Annotated in this window: 21 protein-coding genes; 6 read left to right on the top strand and 15 right to left on the bottom strand. The window is 65.2% G+C overall.

Going from position 1 to position 20,709, the window contains the following annotated elements:
• Positions 1–65: 65 nt before the first annotated feature.
• The 3 genes from hemB (at position 66) to FLL57_RS08930 (ending at position 2,658) form a co-directional block, all read left to right on the top strand.
• A complete protein-coding gene (gene hemB, locus FLL57_RS08940; RefSeq protein ID WP_142882700.1) occupies positions 66–1,118 on the top strand; it encodes a porphobilinogen synthase in 1,053 nt (350 codons plus the stop codon).
• A 164-nt stretch (positions 1,119–1,282) separates the two neighbouring features.
• Positions 1,283–1,813 (top strand): RDD family protein, encoded by a 531-nt coding sequence (locus FLL57_RS08935; RefSeq protein ID WP_013502494.1) that lies wholly within the window; start codon positions 1,283–1,285, stop codon positions 1,811–1,813.
• A gap of 68 nt (positions 1,814–1,881) precedes the next feature.
• Positions 1,882–2,658: an arginyltransferase gene (locus FLL57_RS08930; RefSeq protein WP_013502495.1), complete on the top strand. Its 777-nt coding sequence runs from the start codon at positions 1,882–1,884 to the stop codon at positions 2,656–2,658.
• A 91-nt stretch (positions 2,659–2,749) separates the two neighbouring features.
• Here the strand turns inward: FLL57_RS08930 and FLL57_RS08925 are convergent, their stop codons facing one another.
• The 3 genes from FLL57_RS08925 to FLL57_RS08915 are packed head-to-tail and all read right to left on the bottom strand — an operon-like array spanning position 2,750 to position 5,968.
• Positions 2,750–3,646, bottom strand: a complete 897-nt coding sequence (locus tag FLL57_RS08925; RefSeq protein ID WP_013502496.1) for an efflux RND transporter periplasmic adaptor subunit — start codon at positions 3,644–3,646, stop codon at positions 2,750–2,752.
• Complete coding sequence (locus FLL57_RS08920; RefSeq protein ID WP_047307310.1) at positions 3,643–3,858, bottom strand: DUF1656 domain-containing protein; 216 nt, start codon at positions 3,856–3,858, stop codon at positions 3,643–3,645. The genes FLL57_RS08925 and FLL57_RS08920 overlap by 4 nt, the downstream gene beginning before the upstream one ends.
• Positions 3,848–5,968 (bottom strand): FUSC family protein, encoded by a 2,121-nt coding sequence (locus FLL57_RS08915; protein WP_235677243.1) that lies wholly within the window; start codon positions 5,966–5,968, stop codon positions 3,848–3,850. The genes FLL57_RS08920 and FLL57_RS08915 overlap by 11 nt, the downstream gene beginning before the upstream one ends.
• Positions 5,969–6,045: 77 nt before the next feature.
• On the opposite strand from FLL57_RS08915, the gene FLL57_RS08910 reads away from it, so the two are divergent.
• On the top strand, positions 6,046–6,870 hold the full coding sequence (locus FLL57_RS08910; protein WP_142882699.1) for an AraC family transcriptional regulator: 825 nt from the start codon (positions 6,046–6,048) through the stop codon (positions 6,868–6,870).
• A gap of 57 nt (positions 6,871–6,927) precedes the next feature.
• Here FLL57_RS08910 and FLL57_RS08905 read toward each other — a convergent pair whose 3' ends face one another.
• The 4 genes from FLL57_RS08905 to FLL57_RS08885 form a co-directional block, all read right to left on the bottom strand.
• Positions 6,928–8,301 (bottom strand): Nramp family divalent metal transporter, encoded by a 1,374-nt coding sequence (locus FLL57_RS08905; protein WP_047307308.1) that lies wholly within the window; start codon positions 8,299–8,301, stop codon positions 6,928–6,930.
• Between the two features lie 516 nt (positions 8,302–8,817).
• Positions 8,818–10,245, bottom strand: a complete 1,428-nt coding sequence (locus tag FLL57_RS08895) for a sodium:proton antiporter (RefSeq protein WP_047307317.1) — start codon at positions 10,243–10,245, stop codon at positions 8,818–8,820.
• Positions 10,246–10,333: 88 nt separating this feature from the next.
• Positions 10,334–12,595, bottom strand: coding sequence for a DNA topoisomerase IV subunit A (parC, locus tag FLL57_RS08890; RefSeq protein WP_047307307.1), 2,262 nt, complete (start codon positions 12,593–12,595; stop codon positions 10,334–10,336).
• A gap of 9 nt (positions 12,596–12,604) precedes the next feature.
• Positions 12,605–13,117, bottom strand: coding sequence for a winged helix-turn-helix transcriptional regulator (locus FLL57_RS08885; RefSeq protein ID WP_047307306.1), 513 nt, complete (start codon positions 13,115–13,117; stop codon positions 12,605–12,607).
• An 83-nt stretch (positions 13,118–13,200) separates the two neighbouring features.
• Here FLL57_RS08885 and FLL57_RS08880 point away from each other — a divergent pair, with 83 nt between their 5' ends.
• A complete protein-coding gene (locus FLL57_RS08880; protein ID WP_047307305.1) occupies positions 13,201–14,076 on the top strand; it encodes an SDR family oxidoreductase in 876 nt (291 codons plus the stop codon).
• A gap of 32 nt (positions 14,077–14,108) precedes the next feature.
• On the opposite strand, the gene FLL57_RS08875 is transcribed toward FLL57_RS08880, so the two are convergent.
• Complete coding sequence (locus FLL57_RS08875; RefSeq protein ID WP_234713228.1) at positions 14,109–14,657, bottom strand: TetR/AcrR family transcriptional regulator; 549 nt, start codon at positions 14,655–14,657, stop codon at positions 14,109–14,111.
• Between the two features lie 174 nt (positions 14,658–14,831).
• On the opposite strand from FLL57_RS08875, the gene FLL57_RS08870 reads away from it, so the two are divergent.
• Positions 14,832–15,476: a glutathione S-transferase family protein gene (locus tag FLL57_RS08870; protein ID WP_047307303.1), complete on the top strand. Its 645-nt coding sequence runs from the start codon at positions 14,832–14,834 to the stop codon at positions 15,474–15,476.
• 14 nt (positions 15,477–15,490) lie between these two features.
• On the opposite strand, the gene recO is transcribed toward FLL57_RS08870, so the two are convergent.
• The 7 genes from recO to FLL57_RS08835 all read right to left on the bottom strand — a co-directional run bounded on the left by recO (position 15,491) and on the right by FLL57_RS08835 (position 20,628).
• Positions 15,491–16,243 (bottom strand): DNA repair protein RecO, encoded by a 753-nt coding sequence (gene recO, locus FLL57_RS08865; protein WP_013502508.1) that lies wholly within the window; start codon positions 16,241–16,243, stop codon positions 15,491–15,493.
• A gap of 52 nt (positions 16,244–16,295) precedes the next feature.
• Complete coding sequence (locus FLL57_RS08860; protein WP_013502509.1) at positions 16,296–16,697, bottom strand: hypothetical protein; 402 nt, start codon at positions 16,695–16,697, stop codon at positions 16,296–16,298.
• Complete coding sequence (gene era, locus FLL57_RS08855; protein ID WP_085977231.1) at positions 16,694–17,617, bottom strand: GTPase Era; 924 nt, start codon at positions 17,615–17,617, stop codon at positions 16,694–16,696. The genes FLL57_RS08860 and era overlap by 4 nt, the downstream gene beginning before the upstream one ends.
• The gene (gene rnc / locus FLL57_RS08850; protein WP_142884190.1) at positions 17,610–18,428 is read right to left on the bottom strand and encodes a ribonuclease III; all 819 of its coding nucleotides are present in this window, start codon (positions 18,426–18,428) and stop codon (positions 17,610–17,612) included. Before rnc ends, era begins: the two co-directional genes overlap by 8 nt.
• Positions 18,425–19,183 carry a signal peptidase I gene (gene lepB / locus FLL57_RS08845; protein WP_013502512.1) on the bottom strand — a complete coding sequence of 253 codons (759 nt, stop codon included), beginning with the start codon at positions 19,181–19,183 and terminating at the stop codon, positions 18,425–18,427. The genes rnc and lepB overlap by 4 nt, the downstream gene beginning before the upstream one ends.
• Positions 19,184–19,426: 243 nt before the next feature.
• Positions 19,427–19,867: a holo-ACP synthase gene (acpS, locus tag FLL57_RS08840; protein WP_142882698.1), complete on the bottom strand. Its 441-nt coding sequence runs from the start codon at positions 19,865–19,867 to the stop codon at positions 19,427–19,429.
• A complete protein-coding gene (locus FLL57_RS08835) occupies positions 19,864–20,628 on the bottom strand; it encodes a pyridoxine 5'-phosphate synthase (protein ID WP_013502514.1) in 765 nt (254 codons plus the stop codon). Before FLL57_RS08835 ends, acpS begins: the two co-directional genes overlap by 4 nt.
• Positions 20,629–20,709 lie beyond the last annotated feature (81 nt).

The following is a 20,709-nucleotide window of genomic DNA, read 5'->3' as shown; positions in this document are numbered from 1 at the left end:
GACGCGGCAGTGCCAAAATGCTACTTTCCATGAACACAGCAGAGCCTGCAGGGAGAGTTGGCACCATGGCGATCAAATTCGGCCGTCCCATCGAGATTCGCGACCCCTCGACCCGGCCCGCCGCTCCGCCGCTCGATCTCACCATCCGTCCGCGCCGCAACCGCAAGACCGAGTGGGCCCGCCGCCTGGTGCGTGAGAACGTCCTGACCACCGACGACCTGATCTGGCCGATGTTCGTGATCGACGGAAGCAACCAGCGGGTTCAGGTCGCCTCGATGCCGGGGGTCGAACGGCTCAGCGTCGATCAGATCGTCCGCGACGCCGAACGCGCCGCCAAGCTCGATATCCCGTGCATCGCGCTGTTCCCGTTCACCGAGCCGTCGCTGCGCGACGAGCACGGCACCGAAGCGTCCAATCCGGAAAACCTGATCTGCAAGACCGTCCGCGCGATCAAGAAGGAATTTCCTCAGATCGGCGTGCTGTGCGACGTCGCGCTCGACCCCTACACCAGCCACGGTCATGACGGCCTGATCGAGGACGGCCGCATCCTCAACGACGAGACCGTCGCGGTGCTGGTGCAGCAATCGCTGGTGCAGGCCGAGGCGGGCTGCGACGTGATCGCGCCGTCGGACATGATGGACGGCCGCATCGGCGCGATCCGCGAGGCGCTCGATGTCGCCGGCTATCTCGACGTCCAGATCATGGCTTATGCGGCCAAGTATGCGTCCGCCTTCTACGGCCCGTTCCGCGACGCGATCGGGTCGGCCAAGGCGCTGACCGGCGACAAGCGCACCTATCAGATGGACCCGGCCAACACCGACGAAGCGATCCGCGAGGTCGAACTCGATCTCGCCGAAGGCGCCGACATGGTGATGGTCAAGCCGGGCATGCCGTATCTCGACATCGTCCGCCGCGTGAAGGAAACCTTCGGCGTGCCGACCTTCGCCTATCAGGTGTCGGGCGAGTACGCGATGATCGCCGCGGCCGCCAACAACGGCTGGCTGGACGGCGACCGGGCGATGATGGAGAGCCTGCTCGCCTTCAAGCGCGCCGGCGCCAACGGCGTGCTCACCTACTTCGCCCCGGCGGCCGCCGAGAAGTTGAGGCAGTTGGGCTGAGTCCCGGCCCCCTCCGCCGCGCAGCTTCCCTCGCCGATTCGCCGGCCTCCGGCGGATCGATGGATGGTTTGTAATGTCGCGGCAGCCTTGCAACGCGTCGTTGCCGTCGCCATGTCGAACCGGGCGACCGCTCCTGTCCGGGCGGCCCAACGCGGAGCAGGCTGATGGCTGACTATGGTGGGAGTGGCGGCTGGCGCGGCGGCGAGGTGCGGCCCGCGGCGTTCGACCCCTGGCTCAATCCGGAACTGTTTCAGGGCGTGCTGACCAAGCGGGTGTTCGCCTTCCTGATCGACCTGGTGGTGCTCGCCGTGCCGGTCATCGTGGTGACGGTGTTCATCGCGATGTTCGGCCTGGTCACGCTCGGGATCGGCTGGACCCTGTTCTGGCTGGTGTCGCCGCTGTCGGTGATCTGGGCGCTGGTGTATTACGGCGCCTCGCTCGGCGGCCCGCATTCGGCGACGATCGGGATGCGGACAATGGGGCTGGAACTGACCACCTGGACCGGCGAACCCGGCTACTTCGTGCTCGGCGCGGCACACGCCTTCCTGTTCTGGCTGTCGCTGTCGATGCTGACCCCTCTGATCCTACTGATCGGGCTGTTCAACAGCCGGCGCCGGCTGTTGCACGATATCCTGCTCGGGACCGTGATTATCAACAGCACCGTACCCGCCTCGCAGCCGGCGCGCTCCTACTAAGGGCGAAAGCGATTGACCGGCGGCGGACGCAAGGCGATGCTGGGCGCGTTGGAGGCCGACGACCCGACGTGACCCAGCACTCGCGCGATACCCCGCAATTCTATCTGACCGCCCCCTCGCCGTGCCCGTATCTGCCGGGCCGGCACGAGCGCAAGGTGTTCACCCATCTGGTGGGCAACAAGGCCGGCGAGCTCAACGACCTGCTGACCCATGGTGGCTTCCGGCGCAGCCAGTCGATCGCCTACCGCCCGGCCTGCGATCATTGCCGCGCCTGCGTGTCGGTCCGGGTGATCGCCAACGAGTTCAAGCCATCGCGCAACCAGCGCAAGCTGCTGGCCCGCAACGCCGACATTGTCGGCGAGCAGCGCAACCCGGTGCCGACCTCCGAGCAATATTCGGTGTTCCGCGCCTATCTCGACCAGCGCCATCGCCACGGCGGAATGGCCGACATGACGGTGCTCGACTATGCGATGATGGTCGAGGACAGCCACGTCCAGACCCGGATGATCGAGTACCGCAAGCGCACCCCCGACACCGGCGTCACCGGCCGCGGCGGCGACCTGATCGCCGCAGCGCTGACCGATGTGCTCGGAGACGGGCTGTCGATGGTGTATTCGTTCTACGAGCCGACCGAGCAGAACCGATCGCTCGGCACCTTCATGATCCTCGATCATATCGCCCGCGCGCGGCGGCTCGGCCTGCCCTACGTCTATCTCGGCTACTGGATCGAAGGCTCCAGGAAGATGGACTACAAAGGCCGCTACCTGCCCCAGCAGCGGCTGGCGCCGAGCGGCTGGCTGCGCATCGACGCTTCCGGCGAGATGCAACCCGAGCCGCAGGATTAGCTCGGCCCTTCCGACACAGGCGTCCAGTCTCGCCGGTCGTCCCGCTACACCACGGCGAGACAATGGGACAACGAAAGCGTGCGCGTGCAGTTCATGGTCGCTGCCCCGTGTTCGGCTCGACATCAGCGGGAGCGATCTCGATGGTGGCCGTCATCCCAGCCGCCAGTTCTATGCCGGACGGTACTTGATCGATATGGATACGCACCGGGATGCGCTGGGCGAGACGCACCCAGGAAAACGTCGCCGCGACATTGGGCAGGCCGAAGCGCCCCGGCGCTTCACTGCTGTTCTCGATGCCGCGACCGATACTTTCGACATGGCCCGCCACTGGCTGGTCAAAGCCCATCAGCTTGACCCGCGCCGGGGCCCCGACACGGATCTGCTGAATTTTCGTCTCTTCGAAATAGCCGGTGATCCAGAAACTGGCGGCATCGAGGATCGCGACATTCGTCGCCCCAGCGGTCGCGTAGTCGCCGGGCCGAAGCTTCAGATTCGTCACATACCCATCGACAGGTGAACGAACGACGGAACGAGCAAGATCGAGCTTGGCCAAATCGAATGTCGCCACCGCGGCCTGATAGGCGGCGCTGGCTATTGCCGCAGCGCCGCCCGATTGCTGGACGGCTTCCTGTGAGACAACATCCTTGAGCTGCCGTTTCCGCTGCGCCGTGGCTTGACGAACGATCATATCCTGGCGCTTCGCTTCGACGTCAGCCTCGGCCAGCGCCAGTGCCAAACGAAGCCGTTCGGGGTCGATCTCGTAAAGTACATCACCGCGTTTGACGTACTGATTGTCGACCACTGCCACCGAGCGGATCGCACCTGAAACCTCAGGCGCGATCTGGACGACATTCACGCTCACTCGACCGTCGCGCGTCCAGGGTGTTCGCTGGTAGTGGCCCCAGGCCTGCAGGCCGACAACACCCGAAAGAGCGACTAAGCCGACGGTCAGGGCATAGCGGCTGAGCACGGACAGAAACGATTTCACGAGATTGATCCGATCAAGGGAAGATACAGCATGAGAAGACCGTAGATCATGAGGAAGGTGGCGATTTCGACGAGTGGCCGATACTCGAACAGCCGGGAGATCCCGGTGGCGTTGCAGAAACGCATGATTGCCACGGTGGCGAACAGCGCGACGAGCGCGAGGACCACCAGGCCGGGAATGAAGACACCCCCCATATTCAAATCAACGATCATGAGCCGGATCGTCCTCCTGCACCATTCCACCGAAACCGAGCGCAAAACGGAGGTCGATCAGCAGATCGATTATCCGCAGGCGACTCTTGAGTGAACTGGCCGCCATCATTGCCATCAACGTCGCGATGCGCTGATCGAGGTCTGCAAGTTCGGCAGGCGTCGTCGGTCGCCTCACGCTGAAACACGTGGCAATCGCGGACAGAAGACCGCCGATTGCGACGCCGGCCTCGCCCTGGACCTGCGGGACCAGCTTGCGAAGCCGGCCGGCGACGTGACCGATGCGAAGAAGGCACAGCGTATCGTCAAGGACGTTTGCAGGGGCTCTGCCGGCCGCTCGCAGCCTCGGCAGCAGCAGCGCCGTTCGGTCGATCATCAGGCTTGTCCAGCGCGCTTCGTTCGGCGCGCCGCCCAGAGCGCGGCGACCGACATCCTGCCGACTGTGGAGAAGCAGCCGGTTGATCGCGACGTCCAGCGGTACAGTCTGGAAGATGGACATGCTGACCGCCCCGAAACCAACTGCTGCGAACAGTGCGATCACGGTGTCGAGAAAAGTGGCGAAGTCACCGGTGTAGTTGCTGCCGAGGCCCGACAGGATCGGAATTGTGAGAGTGATTCCCAGCGCCATGAACGTCGTCGGCGCTCGCGCCTGGAGCGAGCCAGCAAACAGAAATGCTGGCGCAAGGACCGCGACCAGAACTGCGAAGTTCGTGACTTGGGGCAAGATGGCGAAGCTGTAGACGAGGCTTATCAGAACTCCCCAGATCGAGCCCACGATGTATTTGACGACGAATGGCACAGGCGCGTCGAAATTGCCGAACAAGGTGCAGCATACGCCGAGAATTGAGACTGCGGTGCCGCCCTCCGGCCAGGCCGACCATATCCAGAAGGCACAGCCGCTGAGGATAGCGACGACGGCACCGAGCGCTGCACGAGCCGCCATCCATGGATCACGGTGATAGACGTACCCCTTTGCAGGCGCCGGCCCGTAAAGCCACTCCGCCTGTGGTGAGTTCGAGCCGGTGATCATGTTCTGATCGAGCTGGTCGCAGTCGTGAATCAGGCCGATCATTTCAGCCAGATGACCTGCAAGGTTGGCGCCCACCCGGTCGGCGGGCGTCGCTGCATCTGTGCCCAGATGAGCCTGGAGCGACCGCGCGCGCGCGATCAGCCGAGCCGCCCTCTCCCCATCGCCCGTCCCAGCGGCAGCGATCCAGGCCCCGACATCATCGATCAATGCGGTCAGCCCATCAGCCGTATCGCCGTGCCCAATGCGGAGAAAACGGACCCGGTCTTCGATTTCAGTCGTGAGTGGAAGAAGCCGAGCGAGCCTGGCGTGAATGAGTTGCAACGTCTCGCGCCGCGGCGTCACCGATCCGGGATCATACGGCAGATGCGTCGCAAGCCCCCGGAGCATCAGGAGATCGGCAGCAAGTTGATGGCGATCGTTGCGGTTCGCTTTCGCCGTTCCCGTCAGCGCGAGGCCCGCAATCCCGCGGGCGTCCAGAAGCGTCGCCGACAGCTTGCCGGTGAACTGGCCACTCATCGGCTTCGGCAGGACGTAACGGTGGATCAGAACCGCGCAGATAATTCCGATGGAGATTTCCTGGACGCGCAGCGATGCCGTTTCGAACACTGCACCAGGATCAAGCACGCTCGGAAAGCCGATCAGGCTTGTCGTGTAGCCAGCCAGTACGAAAGCGTAGGCTCGCGGCGTCCGATCCAGCAGCGAGAGAAACAGACACCGACCGATCCAGCCCGCGAGGATGACGCAGCATACGATCGGGTCGTTGACGAAATTCGGAACGATAGCGATCGTCGCAATCGCACCCACCAAGGTGCCGACGAAGCGATACACGCCACGACTGAACGACGCTCCCGCGGATGTCTGAGAGACGATGTAGACAGTAACGATCGCCCAGAACGGCTTGGGCAAATCGAGTTGCAGCGAAATGTAATAGGCCAGCATCGCCGCGGCGAAACTCTTGGCCGAAAAGAGGACCGCATCCGCATCCTCCTTGATGGCCGCCGTGCGAGCGAAGTCCGCTGCCACCTGCAGTATTGCTGTGCAGGGCTCGATCAAGCGAGGAGATACCGTCGGCATTATCTTCATGCCGCCAGTTGTGTCCGATTTGCAGAAGCGAATAAATTCGGTATTACGACATAAAATCCCTGAAAACGGCCATCCTGATGCCCGCGCCGCAATCTGCCGTTTCCGTTTTCGATCCCGACCTGACGCATCTGCCTGCGGTCTGCCACAAGCTCGATTTCTCCGACCATGCGGCGGAAGTGCCTTTGCATGTCCATCGCAAGGGGCAGTTAATCTTGGCCCTGCACGGCGCCGTCACTTGCACGGCCGGCGACGAGATCTGGATCGTGCCTCCGAATTGCGGGGTGTGGATTCCTGGCGGAGTGCCTCACAGCGCGCGCGCGACCGCAAATGCGCGGCTCAACTATCTGTTCGTGGAACCGGAAGCGGCGAAACTGCCCGAATCCAGTTGCACGCTGTCGATCTCTCCGTTGATCCGGGAAATGGTCGAGCGTCTGGCAGAGGAGCGTGCGGACTATCACACAGACAGCCACGCAGCCCGAATGGCGCGCGTTCTGCTGGACGAACTCGCGGAGATGCCGCGCGAGCGGTTCAACCTGCCGATTTCCAGCCATCCGAAGATCCGGGCCATCGCCGACGCTCTGACAGCGGAGCCATCCGACCGCAGGACCTTGAGCGATTGGGCGAAGCAGATCGCGATGAGTGAAAGGTCGCTGGCGCGGCTGCTGATCCGCGAGACAGGACTGACGTTCGGACGCTGGCGACAGCAGCTCCACCTCGTCGTCGCCCTTCGGGAACTCGCGAGCGGCGAAGCGGTGCAGAACGTTGCGGCCGGACTTGGCTACGAGTCGGTCAACGCCTTCATCACCATGTTCAAGAAGGCGCTTGGAAGCACTCCCGCTCAATACTTCGCGCAACGTCACGCCCCCACGAAAGCGGGATCGAATGAGCAGAACCGTGTTTGACCAAACGCCGGTTCTACTCGGCCAGCACAGCCGCGGCTCTGGGATTTCGTCTGCGGACTACCCGCCGGTCGCGTAGTCGAACACCAGCTTGATATTCAGCGCGATGATGATCGCGGCGATCAGTGCGGCGGCAATCGACAGCCAGCGCGGCGCGACGAACTCGCCCATCTTGGCTCGGCTGGCGGTGAACATCACCAGCGGCACCACCGCGAACGGCAGTTGCAGGCTGAGTACCACCTGACTGAGGATCAGGAGCTGCCCGGTGCCCTTTTCGCCGGCGATGATGGTGACCACTACCGCCGGCACAATCGCGATCAGCCGCGTCACCATCCGGCGCAGCCACGGCTTGATCCGGAATTGGATGAAGCCTTCCATCACGATCTGGCCGGCCAGCGTGGCGGTGACGGTCGAATTCAGGCCGCAGGCGAGCAGCGCGATGCCGAACAGCGTCGGCGCCAGCGTCGAGCCGAGCAGCGGCGCCAGGAAGGCATGGGCTTGGTCGAGTTCGGCGACATCGGTCTGGCCGGCGTGGTGAAAGGTCGCCGCTGCCAGGATCAGGATCGAGGCGTTGATGGTCAGCGCGAAGGTCAGCGCGATCGTCGAGTCGATCGTGGCGAGCTTGATCGCCTCGTGCTTCTCGGCCGGGCTGTGGCCGAAACCGCGGGTCTGTACCAGGCCGGAGTGCAGATAGAGGTTGTGCGGCATCACCGTAGCGCCGAGGATGCCGAGCGCCAGATACAGCATACCGGGCTCGGTCAGCACCCGCGTGGTTGGCGCGAAGCCGCGGATTACCGCTCCCCAATCCGGATCGGCCATCGCGATCTGGATCGCGAAGCAGGCCGCGATCACGCCGAGCAGCGCCACCACGAAGGCTTCGATCCAGCGGAAGCCGAACGCCTGCAGCGCCAGCACCAGGAACACGTCGGCAGCGGTGATCAGCACGCCGAGTTCGAGCGGGATACCGAACAGCAGATTGAGTCCGATCGCAGTTCCGATCACCTCGGCGAGGTCGGTCGCGGTGATGGCGATCTCCGCCGACAGCCACAGCGGCCACGACACCCAGCGCGGATAGGCGTCGCGACAGGCCTGCGCGAGATCCCTGCCCGCACCGACGCCGAGCCGCGTGCACAATGACTGCAGCAACACCGCCATGATGTTGGAGACCAGCGCCACGGTCAGCAGCGCGTAGCCGTATTTGGAACCGCCGGCGAGCGAAGTCGCCCAGTTGCCGGGGTCCATGTAGCCGACTGCGACCAGGTAGCCGGGGCCGAGGAATGCAATCAGCTTGCGCCAGAACGGGCCTTTGGCCCGAGTCGGGATCGTCCCGAACATTCCGGCGAGCGATGGCTCGCCCGGCGAAAGACGCCACCCTTTGGTTCGTTTCGGTGCCGGCGCGGGTTCTGATGTCATCTGCGACGTTTTTGCATCCATCGCATCACAATGCAGGCCGCCACGCGTTCTCGCAAATCATTCACAGTTGCATGTAGCTGACCAAGCACTGATATCGGTCGAATCTGCTTCCAAAACCGCCTTCACGACGCGAGTCGCAGAGCCTTCTTCATATCTGCCACAAAAGACGCCACTGGTCATTGATCGAGCTTCGGCCGGGGGCTTGGCCGGCGGCGATTGGCATCACATTTTCCGGCTTCCGATTCGACCGGAAATGGAGCACAAGGCCGCCATGTCGAGCCAAGTACCAGAGCGAATGTCATTCGGCGGGTTTCTGCGTTGGGCCACGACCCCGCCGCAAGCCTACGCCATGTATTTCGTATGCGTGGTGCTGGTCGGCGGCGTGTCGTTCTACATCGGCACCCTGAAGCCCAGGCACACACCGGGGTTGCCGCCCGCTCCCGCCGCCGTTGCGCCGCCCGGCAACTGACGCGGTTTCGCGCCGATCGGGCGGCAGGCTTGCGCGAAGACAACGCGTCAGGCCCTGCCGCCGCAGTTTCAATGGAGCTGCAGCTTCGGAACGATCGGCAGCACCGTCAGCAACAGGAACAGCGGGATCAGTACGGCGCCAACCCGCAACGCATAGCCAAAGAACCCCGGCATTCTGATCCCGCGTTCGGTGGCGATGGCATACACCATGAAATTCGGTGCATTGCCGACATAGGTCAGCGCGCCCATGAAAACCGCCCCCATCGAGATCGCCGCCAGCGTTCCGGCGAGCGGCCCCATCAACTCGGCCGGCTGACCGCCCGCCAGTTCGAAGAACACCAGATAGGTCGGTGCGTTGTCGAGCACCGCCGACAACAGACCGGTGAACCAGAAATACGGCACCTCGCGCGGCGTGCCGTCGCTTCCCGACACCGCGTCGAGCACCGGCGCAAACAGGCCGGCCTTGCCGGCCTGCAGCATCGCAAGGACCGGGATGATCGCGACGAAGATCCCGGCAAACAGCTTGGCGACTTCGCGGATCGGCTCCCAGGTGAAGCCGTTGGCGGAGCGATGTTCGTCCGCGGTCCACCACAGCGACAGCAGCGCCAGCACGATCAGGCCGCCGTCACGGACCAGGTTCTCGAGTGCGACCCGCGTGCCGTAGACGTTGAACGCGATCCCCGACCGCCACTGCGAGCAGGCCAGAATCGTGCCTATGATGCCGGCGATCAGAACGAAATTGATGCTGCCGCGAAAACCAACCGGCTGTTCGGCGGTTTCGGCTGGCGGATCGTGCCGGGCGTACCACAGGTCGAGCAGATAGAAGATCGTCAGCAGGATGCCGGCGACAATCAGCGTCTGCTGCCAAAGATGCTGCACCGGCCAGAAGAAATCGATTCCGCGCAGGAAGCCGACGAACAGCGGCGGATCGCCGAGCGGCGACAGCGCGCCACCGATATTAGCGACCAGGATGATGAAGAACACCATGACGTGGACGTTGTGCCGCCGCCCGGCATTGGCGCGGATCAGCGGCCGAACCAGGATCATCGCCGCGCCGGTGGTGCCGATCAGGCTGGCGCATGCGGTGCCGACCGCCAGCAGGCCAGTGTTGAGCAGCGGCGTCGCCCGGATCGTCCCGGTGACCAGAATGCCGCCAGACACCGTGAACAGCGCGAACAACAGCACGATGAAGCTGAGATACTCGGCAAGGAGCGCGTGCACCAGCGACGCCAGCGCGCTCTGCCAGCCGTATACGATCGCGATCGGCGCCAGCGCGAGCATGGCCCATCCAGCAGCGATCTTGCCGTAATGCGCGTGCCAGATTTTCGGGGCCAGCAGCGGGCCGAGTGCGATCGACAGCAGGATGCCGGCAAACGGGACACCCCATACCCCGCCGAGCGCGGCACCGTCGAGCTCCGCCGCCTGCGCCGGGCAAGGCGACAGCAACAGCAACAGCGGCAGCAGGAGACCACATCGGCCGGGGCGGCGTTCGAACATCGCGATCAGTGAGTGCAAATCGGGAGCGAGGCGAAGATCAGAATGCGGCCCCGCGTGCGACTGGCGCGCGGGGCAGTTCGACGCGACATCACCCGATGCCACGTCCGAATTTGTTGGACTTCGGGAAGCCCTTCGGCGGCAGCCGGCCGGCATCGGCGCGATTGCCGCGCCATTCGGCAAGCTCCTTCATGGTCGCACTGAACTCGCGGCCGGCAGAATCGCGCCAACCGAGGCCCTGCTTCGACGAGAAGGTGGCGACGTCGGACAGCCCGCCGTCCTTGTATTTCTGCAGCCGCACGCCGCGGCCGCGGGTCATCTCGGGCACCTGATCCAGCGGGAAGATCACCATCTTGCGGTTGTCGCCGATCACCGCGACGCTGTCGTCGCCCTCGCTGACCACGGTGAGCGCCCGCGCTTCGTTGGGAATATCGACGTTGAGGATCTGCTTGCCCTTGCGGGTCGAGCCGACGCACTCGTCCTCGTTCACGACGAAGCCCTGCCCGTCATGGCTGGCGATCAGGAATTTGCGGCCGCCGGTGTGGACGAACACGGTGACGATCGCCGCATCCTGCTCCATGTCGATGAACATCCGGATCGGCTCGCCGTGACCGCGGCCCCCGGGCAGTTTGGCGACGTCGAGCGCGTAGAACCGGCCGTTGGTGGCGAGCAGCAGCAGCTTCGAGGTGGTCTCGGCGAAGAACGACTGGCCGAGTTTGTCGTCCTGCTTGAAGTTCAGCCCCGACAGATCCTCGACATGGCCCTTCAGCGTGCGCACCCAGCCCTTGTCTGAGATCACCACGGTGACCGGCTCGCGCTCGACGAAGGCTTCCTCGATCGCCGCGAGATCGTGCTCCGGCGCGTCGGCAAATTGGGTGCGGCGCTTGCCGAGCGGCGTCTTCGGCCCGAACATCTCGCGGACTTTGCGGACCTGCTCGCCGACCTTGGCCCACTGTTCGGTCTCGGACTTCAGGACCGCGTTGATGCCCTTCAGCTCCGCGCGGAGGTTCTTGTCCTCGGTGCGGATCTCCATTTCCTCGAGCTTGCGCAAGGAGCGCAGCCGCATGTTGAGGATGGCTTCGGCCTGGATCTCGGTCAGGTTGAAGGTCTTCATCAACACCGGCTTGGGTTCGTCCTCGGTGCGGATGATCCTGATCACCTCGTCGATGTTCAGGTACGCGATCAGATAGCCGCCGAGCACTTCGAGCCGGTGCTCGATCTGCGTCTTGCGATGGTTGGAGCGGCGCAGCAGCACGTCGCGCAGATGATCAAGCCACTCACGCAAGGCTTCGGCGAGGCCGAGCACCTTCGGAATCCGGCCGCCCACCAGCACATTGAGATTCAGTGGAATCCGGCTCTCCAGCTCGGTCAGCCGGAACAGCGATTCCATCATCAGCGCCGGATCGACGCTGCGCGACTTCGGCTCGATGACGATGCGGACGTCCTCGGCCGACTCGTCGCGGATGTCGCCGACCAGCGGCAGCTTCTTCTCGTTGAGCAGCTCGGCGATCTTCTCGATCAGCCGCGACTTCTGCACCAGCCACGGGATCTGCGTGACCACCACGCTCCAGGTGCCGCGCGCGCCCTCTTCCTGCTCCCACTTGGCGCGGGTGCGGAACGCTCCGCGGCCGGTGGTGTAGGCTTCGGCGATGCTTTCCTTAGAGTCGATGATGATGCCGCCGGTCGGGAAGTCCGGTCCCTTGACGAAGCGCAGCAGCGCCCTCGACTTGGCGTCGGGTTTCTCGATCAGATGCAACGCGGCGTCGCACAGTTCCGCGGCGTTGTGCGGCGGGATCGCGGTGGCCATGCCGACGGCGATGCCCTGGGCACCGTTGGCGAGCAGGTTCGGGAAGCCGCCCGGCAGCACCACCGGCTCCTTGGCCTGACCGTCGTAGTTCGGCCGAAACGCGACGCCGTCCTCGTCGATGCCGTCGAGCAGCAGGCGCGCGACATCGGTCATCCGCGCTTCGGTGTAGCGGTAGGCCGCCGGGTTATCGCCGTCGATGTTGCCGAAATTGCCCTGGCCGTCGACCAGCGGATAGCGCGACGAGAAGTCCTGCGCGAGCCGCACCAAGGCGTCGTAGATCGACTGGTCGCCGTGCGGATGGAACGAACCCATCACGTCGCCGACAATCTTGGCGGACTTCTTGAACGGCGTACCGGGGTCGAGCCGCAGCAACCGCATCCCGTACAGAATGCGGCGATGCACCGGCTTCAGCCCGTCTCGGGCGTCCGGCAGCGCCCGGTGCATGATGGTCGACAGCGCGTAGGCGAGATAGCGCTCTTCCAGCGCCTCGCGAAGCTGGACCTCGTGAATCTCGGCCGGCTCAGGCGGAATCAATCGTTTTCCCATGGCGTGGGGTTATCCCCTGACCGGGGACGGAGCAAGCGCCTGCGGGCTTTCCGGCCTTGCGGTTTCACCGGGAATCGCGGCGGCACCCGCGCCGGCGACCGCATCGAACCTGGCCCGGGCGCGTTCGATCTCGGGAAAGTGCTGTTCGGCCCAACCGACCAGAGCGGTGAGCGGACCGAGCACCGACTCGCCGGTCGCCGACAGCCGGTATTCGACGCTGGGCGGCTTGGTCGGAAACACCTGACGGGAGACCAGCCCGTCGCGCTCGAGATCGCGCAGCGTCTGGGTCAGCATCCGCCTCGAAATATCTGGAACATCCCGTAGCAGCGCGTTGAATCGCATCGGCTTTTCGGCCAGCGCGATCAACAATAGAGTGCTCCATTTGCTGCCCAGATGGTCGAGCACGTTGCGCACCGGGCAGCGCGCGGCATCGAACCCTTGCTCGCGCCAGGCGGCGTAGCGGTCGGTCAGCGTCGCGCGATGCGTCGCGACGGGCAGGTTCTCTCCAGGTGACCTTGGCACGGAAAACTGCCTCCTTACGGGCCAGGCGGATGGTCTCCATTATAGACCTACTCTCAAATCACGACCACCCAGGAGTTTCTCCGATGCCCGCCTCGCGTTTTCTCATCACCGGTGCCAGCGGCCAGCTCGGCCGCCTCGTCGTTGACGGCCTGCTGAAGTCGGTGCCGCCCGCCCAGATCGGCGTCCTGGTCCGCACCGACAAGGCTGCGGCCGAGTTCGCCACGCGCGGCCTGCACGTCCACCGGGGCGATTACAGCCGCCCCGAGACGCTGACGGCGGCGTTCGCCGACGTCGACCGGGCGCTGTTGATCTCCTCCAGCGAGGTGGGCCAGCGCAGCGCGCAGCACCGCAACGCGATCGAAGCCGCCCGCGCCGCCGGGGTGTCGCTGCTCGCCTATACCAGCCTGCTCCACGCCGACCGCTCGCCGCTCGGCCTCGCCGAGGAGCACCGGCAGACCGAGGCGGCGCTGCTGGAGCTCGGCGTGCCGCATGTCGTGCTGCGCAACGGCTGGTACAGCGAGAACTATGCCGCCTCGATCCCGGCAGCGCTGGCGCACGGCGCCCTGCTCGGCAGCGCCGGCGACGGCCGGATCGCCTCGGCGACGCGCGCCGATTACGCCGAGGCCGCCGTCAGCGTGCTGACTGCCGGGCAGCCGCAGGCTGGCCGGATCTATGAGCTAGCCGGCGACACCGCCTATACGCTCGCAGAATTCGCCGCCGAGCTGTCCCGGCAATCCGGCAAAGCGGTCGCCTATCGCAACCTGCCGCAGGCCGAGTACCAGGCGGCCCTCGTCGCTGCCGGCCTGCCCGAACCGTTCGCCGCGCTGCTGGCCGACTCCGACGCCGGCGCAGCCAAGGGCGCGTTGTTCGACGACAGCCGCACGCTGAGCAGCCTGATCGGACGCCCGACCACGCCGCTCGCCGCGACGATCGCCGCCGCGCTGAGCGTGCTGCGCTGACCAAGCGCGCGGGGGCGATCGCCCGACTTGCTTCAGCGCTTGCCGGTCAAACCTCGAACCAGTTCGGACAAGGCGGCTCGCATCTCAGGCTTGAACTTCCGGCGCGGAGTTGCAAGCTGCCCGAGCACAGTTCCGACCAGCACGGAGACGAAAATTTCGGCGTGAAGCCGCGGCGTGCGCGATCCCGCCGCGGCGAGCGCCAGCTCAGCGCTGCGCTGCCAGGTCTGCTGCCACTCGGCGACGATCGGACGGTAGCGGTCGTCCCGCGCCGCGGCCAGGAACGCCTCATAACAGGCGATGTGAATTTCCGCCTCGGCATCGAGTTCTTTAGCGTACCAGCCGACCAGAGCGTCGATCCAGGACTCGAGATCGAGCGCATCGCTTTGCAGCTTCAGCGCCAGCGCGCGCAGCCGCGCGACCTCGCGCATCAAGGCGAAATTCAGCGCGGCGTCGACCAGTAGATCGCGCGTACCGAAACGATGGGTGATCGCACCCAGCGACATCCCGACCTCGGCCGCCACAGCGCGATGGGTGACGGCTTTGAGCCCGCTGCGCCCAATCAGGCGCAGCGTCGCCTCCATCACTTCGCGTTCGCGCTCGCTGGTGTTCGGCCCCATCATATCCATCGGTTGACAGCCGCCCGCTTCTCAACAATCATCCAACAGAACAAATGTTCTATTTTACATTACATGCGTTCTATCGTGGACGACACACCATCCATTCGACGCCACGACACGCAGTTTCCAGGAGACCGAATGCCGACCTATCGCCTGCACTATTTTCCCGAATCCGGAAACAGCTACAAGCTGGCCCTGATGCTGACACTGTGCGGCCAGAGCTTCGAGCCGGTCTGGACCGATTTCGGCAGCGGCATCACCCGGACGCCGGAATGGCGTGCCCGCGTCAATGCGATGGGCGAGATCCCGGTGCTCGAAGAGGATGGCGCGAGGCTGACGCAGACGGCGCCGATCCTGCTGCAGCTCGCCGATCGTTACGGCCGGTTCGGCGGCGGCACTGCGGACGAAAAATTCGAGGTGCTGCGCTGGCTGTTCTGGGACAACCACAAGCTCAGCAGCTATTGCGCGACCTATCGGTTCGCCCGCACCTTCATGCCGTCGGCCAACAGCGACGTGCTGGCGTATTTCCGCAAGCGGATCGATGACTACCTGACGATCCTCGGCACGCATCTGCGCGACCACGCTTTCGCGGTCGGCGACAGCCCGACGATCGCCGACATCTCGATGATGGCCTATCTGTCGTTCCCGGACGACGAGACCGGCTTCGACCTTCCTGCCCGCCACCCGGAGGTGCAGGCCTGGCTCGGCCGGATCGCGGCGCTGCCGGGCTGGCGCTCGCCCTACGACCTGCTGCCCGGCCAGCGGCTGCGGCGCCACGTCTGAGCGGCGCCGCGTGCTCACGGGATCGCGACCTGCGCCAGCGCCCGCGTCACCGCATTGATGAACCCCGCACGGGCGTCGGAATGGCCCTGCCCGCGCGGCTCCAGCACGTTGCGCAGCAGGAACCGGCCGGTCAGCGCGAAGCCGTCGAACAGATCCTGACCGGACCAGCCGCTCTCGCTCGCCGCCTCGTCGTCGCGCAGGAACGGCGGCAGTCGCAGCAGCCGGTCGCGCCACGGCTCGCCCGCGATGCGCGACACCGCGCTGCCGGATTTCGGCGACACGTAGATCAGTTCGGTGGTGGCGCCGGTCGCGGCGCAGGCGGACAGGTCGAGCCCGAATCCAAGCTCGGCCAGAATGGCAAGCTCGAACCGGATCAGGTGGGCGGCGGCGATACCGAGATCGTCGAAATCATCCAGAGTGAGGATCAGCCGGTGATAGATCTCCTCGTGCGGATCGCGCTCCGGCAGCAGCCGCGCCAGCGACGCCAGATGAGTGACGCCGTACACTGCATGGGAGGATGCCAGTAGCGTCGCGGCGCGCATCTTGGTGGCTTCGAGCTGATAGTAGCCGAGATGTTCGTCGAGCCGCGCCCGCCACGACGCCAGGACACTGTTGCCGGGCTGCAGCAGCGGCCGCATCCGCGCCGACGCGGCGCCGCGGACCATGCCGAGATGGCGGCCGTGGCTGCGGGTCAGCAGTTCGACGATGGCGCCGGCCTCACCGTGCCGGCGCACTCCGAGAATGATGCCCTCGTCGCTCCAATCCATCAGCGGATCGTACAGGATTCAGCGCCGGCGCGCAGCCGCCCGGGCCATCGGGTCAGCCGTTGAACCAGCCGCGGGCGTCGCCGGTGAAGGACAGATACACGCCGGCCGCAGTCAGGCCGCAAGATACGATATCGATCCACAGTCCCGCCTCGAGGCCGCTGTCGCCGACGATCTGCGCCAGCGACACCACCGAGAACACAAGTGAAGCGGTCAGCACCGCCCGCGCCCAGTTCTTGCGGCCGTGGGCGGCGAGCCAGACCAGATAGGCCAGCAGCAAGATCAGGCCGGCCGCGATGGTGTTGGCAGCCGCGACCATTCCGGCCGACAGGCTCGACTCGAGCAGGCTGCGATCCTGGAACGCCACCGAGATGCAGTCGAGCATCAACGATGTCAGCAGCAGCACCTCGAACCAGTAGACGTTCCGCGGCAGGCCTGAGGTCGTACCGTTGGTCATTCCTTGGGAAACTCCAGGCCCATTTCGCGGTAGCGGTCCGGGTCGTTACCCCAGTCCTCACGAACCTTGACGAACAGGAACAAGTGCACCGGCTGCTCCAGGATCGCGCCGATCTCCTTGCGCGCCTCGGCACCGATCGCCTTGATGGTGGCGCCGCCCTTGCCAAGCACGATTTTGCGCTGGCTCTCGCGCTCGACGAAGATCGTCTGCTCGATCTTCACCGAGCCGTCCTTGCGCTCGGTCCAGGTGTCGGTCTCGACCGTCGACTGATACGGTAATTCCTGATGCAGTTGCCGGAAGATCTTCTCACGGGTGATCTCGGCCGCCAGATGACGCAGCGGCGCATCCGACATCTGGTCTTCGGGATAGTGGAACGGCCCTTCGGGCACCTGCGCGGCGAGTGCCTTGCGCAGATCGTCGACACCATCTCCGGTCAGCGCCGACACCATGAAGGTCTGGTCGAATGCCAGCCGCTGATTGGCGGCCTGTGCCAGCGCCAGCAATTTCTCGCGAGCGATCAGATCGATCTTGTTGAGCACCAGCAGCTTCGGTCGATCGACATTGGCGAGATTGGCCAGAATATCCTCGGCCTGCTCATTGATGCCGGCACGGGCGTCGAGCAGCACGCAAACGAGGTCGGCGTCGTGCGCGCCGCTCCATGCGGTCTTGACCATCGCGCGGTCGAGCCGCCGCTTCGGCGCGAAGATGCCGGGCGTGTCGACAAGGATGATCTGCGAGGCGTCTTCGATCACGATGCCGCGGATCAGCGCGCGCGTGGTTTGCACCTTGCGCGACACGATGGTGACTTTCGAGCCGACCAGCGCGTTGACCAGGGTGGATTTGCCGACGTTCGGCGCGCCGATCAGCGCGACGAAGCCGCAGCGGGTCGCGGCTGGCGCCGCGTCTTCATGTTCAGCCATCATTGCCGCCTGCGCCGACGCCTTCGCGCGCCAGCATCGCCGAAGCCGCGACCTTTTCGGCCGCGCGTTTGCTGCCGCCGACGCCCTCGGCCGGCTCCAGACCCGGCAGAACAACGGCGACACGGAATTGGGGATCGTGATGCGGCCCGGTGCGCTCGACCTCGCGGTACACCGGGGTCGGCAGGCCACGGGCCTGCGCCCATTCCTGCAGCACGGTCTTGGGATCGCGCAGCGACCGCACCGGCTTGTGCATCCGCTCGGTCCAGTTGCTTCGAACGAAGTTCGACGCCGCCTCGTAGCCGCCGTCGAGATAGACCGCGCCGATCACCGCCTCGCAGATATCGCCAAGCACCGACTTGCGCAGCTTGGCGCCGGCGCCGGCGCCGACGGTGCCGATCTTGATGCCCTCGGACAGATCGAGATGGCGGGCGACATCGGCGCAGGACTCTTTGCGCACCAGATCGGCGAGCCGTTTCGACAATTCGCCCTCGTCGGCGTCGGGAAACGCGCGATACAGCATGTCGGAAACGATCAGGCCGAGCACGTGGTCCCCGAGGAATTCCAGCCGCTGATAGCTGTCGGTGCGGCGCGCCGATTTCAGCGCCGAGACATGGGTCAGCGCGGTGGTCAACAACGACGGGTCGGCGAAGCTGTGGCCGATCCGCTGCTCGATCGCCGCGGCGGTCGCCTTGGCTTTGGCCTTGCCGGTGCGGCGCTTCTTCGCGGCCGAGGACTCGGCCGCCGGAAGCTCAGGCGGCTGCGGCTCGCCGGCCGGCTGCGGTCGGTCCACGCTGGTCGCGTCGTCGATCATCGAACGATGGTGAAGATGCGGCTCCAGCGCACCGCGGTCGGCCAGCGCCAGATCTGCCACGCGTGCTCGCCTTCGGCGATCGAGAAGAAGATCATCTGCGCGCGGCCGATGATGTTCTGGTACGGCACGTAGCCGACCGCCGACAGCACACGGCTGTCGGTGGAGTTGTCGCGATTGTCGCCCATCATGAAGAAGTTACCGGGCGGCACGGTGTAGACGTTGGTGTTGTCGTAGAATCCGTTGTCGACGCAATCCAGCGTCTCGTAGGAGACGCCGTTCGGCAGCGTCTCCTTCCAGCGCTTGACCCGCGCCGTGGCCTCCGAGCCGCACGGATCCTCGCCGACATAGTCCGCCAGCCGCTCGCGCTCGACCGGCTTGTCGTTGATGTAGAGCAGCCCTTCGCGCATCTGGATGCGGTCGCCCGGCAGGCCGATGACGCGCTTGATGTAGTCGGTGGAGTCGTCCTTCGGCAGGCGGAACACCACCACGTCGCCGCGGTTCGGATCCGAGCCGAAGATGCGCCCGGAGAACAACGGCGGCGACAACGGGATCGAATACCGGCTGTAGCCGTAGGAGTATTTGGACACGAACAAATAGTCGCCGACCAGCAGCGTCGCCTTCATCGATCCGGACGGAATATTGAAGGGCTGAAACAGGAAGGTGCGGATCACCAGCGCAATGATGAGGGCGTGAATGACGACGCGGATGGTCTCGCCGACGCCGCTCTCAGATTTGGTTCCGGATGTCACGCTCATCGCTTTCCCGATTCCCGTCGCGGGGAGCCGCACGGTGGACGACTGGTCTGGTGTGTGGAACGGGTCCAGCTTGCGGGCGAGAGCCGGACATGGCGACGGAGAGCGCCACGACCGGCGCTCATTCGCCGAGGACTCGCCCCCATTGGGGATTGTGCGCGGTTTTAGACTGTTGTCGCGACAGGCGCAATCAAACGTCGCGGCGAATCCCGCTAATGCTATGACGAATCAGCCGCTTTTTCTGCGTCACGGGGCCGCCGGGCCGCCCTCGCGCAGTCCCGCCGGGACCGCCGAGATCACCACGAAGGCCTGAGCCAGCGGCCATTCGTCGGTGATCGACAGGTCGATCCGCGACGTCATGCCCGCCGGCGTCAGTGCGTCGAGCCGGACCTTGGCACCCCCGGTCAGCACCATGGTCGGCCGTCCGCCGGGCAGATTGACCACCCCCATGTCGCGCCACCACACGCCCTGGCGTATCCCGGTACCAAGCGCCTTGGAGCAGGCTTCCTTGGCGGCGAACCGTTTGGCGTAGGTGGCTGCAACCAGTTCGGTCTTCTTGCTGCGGCGCCCCGCCCTCGCCCGCTCGGCCTCGGTGAACACCCGATCGAGAAAGCGGTCACCGTGCCGCTCCATGACCTTGGCGATCCTGGTGATGTCGATCAGGTCGGAGCCGATGCCGATGATCATGCGGCGATCGCCTTGGCGCGGCCGCGATCCATCGCCGCCCGCATCGCTCGGACGGTCTCGCCGAGACCGACGAACAGTGCCTCGCCAACCATATAGAAACCGATGTTCAATTCGGCGATCTGCGGCAGTTCCGAGATCGTCTCGGCGGTGGCGTAGTCGAGGCCGTGGCCGGCATGGACTTCGAGCCCGGCCGAACGCGCCAGCGCCGCCCCGGCGACGATCCGCTGCCATTCGGCATTCGCCGTTGCGGCGTCGCCGTCGTTGATCGCGTCGCACCAGGCGCCGGTGTGGATCTCGATCGCCGGCGCTTTCAGTTTCGCCGCCGTCTCGATCTGCGCCGGATCGGCGGCGATGAACAGCGAGGTGCGGATGCCGGCATCGGTGAAGCGCGCGATCGCCGGTGCCAGCGAAGTCTGCTGACCGATCACGTCGAGCCCGCCCTCGGTGGTCAGTTCCTCGCGCCGCTCCGGCACCAGGCACACCGCATGCGGCTGCACCTGAAGCGCAATCCGGATCATGTCGTCGGTCGCCGCCATCTCGAAATTCAGCGGCTTCGAGATTTCCGCCTTCAGACGCTGCATGTCGGCGTCGCGGATGTGGCGGCGATCCTCCCGCAGATGCGCGGTGATGCCGTCCGCACCCGCCTCGATCGCAGCAAGCGCAGCGCGAAGCGGATCTGGATGGCGGCCGCCGCGCGCGTTCCGCAGCGTGGCGATGTGATCGATGTTGACCCCGAGGCGCAGCGGAAGAGCTTTGGACATCTTGAGACTCGCAGCTTTCAATTCAATCGTCATTGCGAGGAGCGAAGCGACGAAGCGATCCAGCTTCGGATACTTGGCCCT

Origin of the sequence: Rhodopseudomonas palustris (genome assembly GCF_007005445.1) — a bacterium.
Classification (GTDB): domain Bacteria; phylum Pseudomonadota; class Alphaproteobacteria; order Rhizobiales; family Xanthobacteraceae; genus Rhodopseudomonas; species Rhodopseudomonas palustris_G.
Note: the sequence above shows the minus strand (reverse complement) of the source record. Positions and strands in the feature narration are given on the sequence as shown.

Coding starts and splice junctions, on each gene's coding strand:
- hemB (WP_142882700.1), top strand. CDS start 66: ATGGCGATCAAATTCGGCCGTCCCATCGAGATTCGCGACCCCTCGACC.
- lepB (WP_013502512.1), bottom strand. CDS start 19,183: ATGAGCGTGACATCCGGAACCAAATCTGAGAGCGGCGTCGGCGAGACC.
- recO (WP_013502508.1), bottom strand. CDS start 16,243: ATGGATTGGAGCGACGAGGGCATCATTCTCGGAGTGCGCCGGCACGGT.
- FLL57_RS08935 (WP_013502494.1), top strand. CDS start 1,283: ATGGCTGACTATGGTGGGAGTGGCGGCTGGCGCGGCGGCGAGGTGCGG.
- acpS (WP_142882698.1), bottom strand. CDS start 19,867: ATGATCATCGGCATCGGCTCCGACCTGATCGACATCACCAGGATCGCC.
- FLL57_RS08860 (WP_013502509.1), bottom strand. CDS start 16,697: ATGACCAACGGTACGACCTCAGGCCTGCCGCGGAACGTCTACTGGTTC.
- FLL57_RS08905 (WP_047307308.1), bottom strand. CDS start 8,301: ATGGATGCAAAAACGTCGCAGATGACATCAGAACCCGCGCCGGCACCG.
- FLL57_RS08875 (WP_234713228.1), bottom strand. CDS start 14,657: ATGGAGGCGACGCTGCGCCTGATTGGGCGCAGCGGGCTCAAAGCCGTC.
- FLL57_RS08910 (WP_142882699.1), top strand. CDS start 6,046: ATGCCCGCGCCGCAATCTGCCGTTTCCGTTTTCGATCCCGACCTGACG.
- parC (WP_047307307.1), bottom strand. CDS start 12,595: ATGGGAAAACGATTGATTCCGCCTGAGCCGGCCGAGATTCACGAGGTC.
- era (WP_085977231.1), bottom strand. CDS start 17,617: ATGGCTGAACATGAAGACGCGGCGCCAGCCGCGACCCGCTGCGGCTTC.
- FLL57_RS08870 (WP_047307303.1), top strand. CDS start 14,832: ATGCCGACCTATCGCCTGCACTATTTTCCCGAATCCGGAAACAGCTAC.
- FLL57_RS08920 (WP_047307310.1), bottom strand. CDS start 3,858: ATGATCGTTGATTTGAATATGGGGGGTGTCTTCATTCCCGGCCTGGTG.
- FLL57_RS08835 (WP_013502514.1), bottom strand. CDS start 20,628: ATGTCCAAAGCTCTTCCGCTGCGCCTCGGGGTCAACATCGATCACATC.
- FLL57_RS08895 (WP_047307317.1), bottom strand. CDS start 10,245: ATGTTCGAACGCCGCCCCGGCCGATGTGGTCTCCTGCTGCCGCTGTTG.
- FLL57_RS08915 (WP_235677243.1), bottom strand. CDS start 5,968: ATGAAGATAATGCCGACGGTATCTCCTCGCTTGATCGAGCCCTGCACA.
- rnc (WP_142884190.1), bottom strand. CDS start 18,428: ATGATCGACGACGCGACCAGCGTGGACCGACCGCAGCCGGCCGGCGAG.
- FLL57_RS08880 (WP_047307305.1), top strand. CDS start 13,201: ATGCCCGCCTCGCGTTTTCTCATCACCGGTGCCAGCGGCCAGCTCGGC.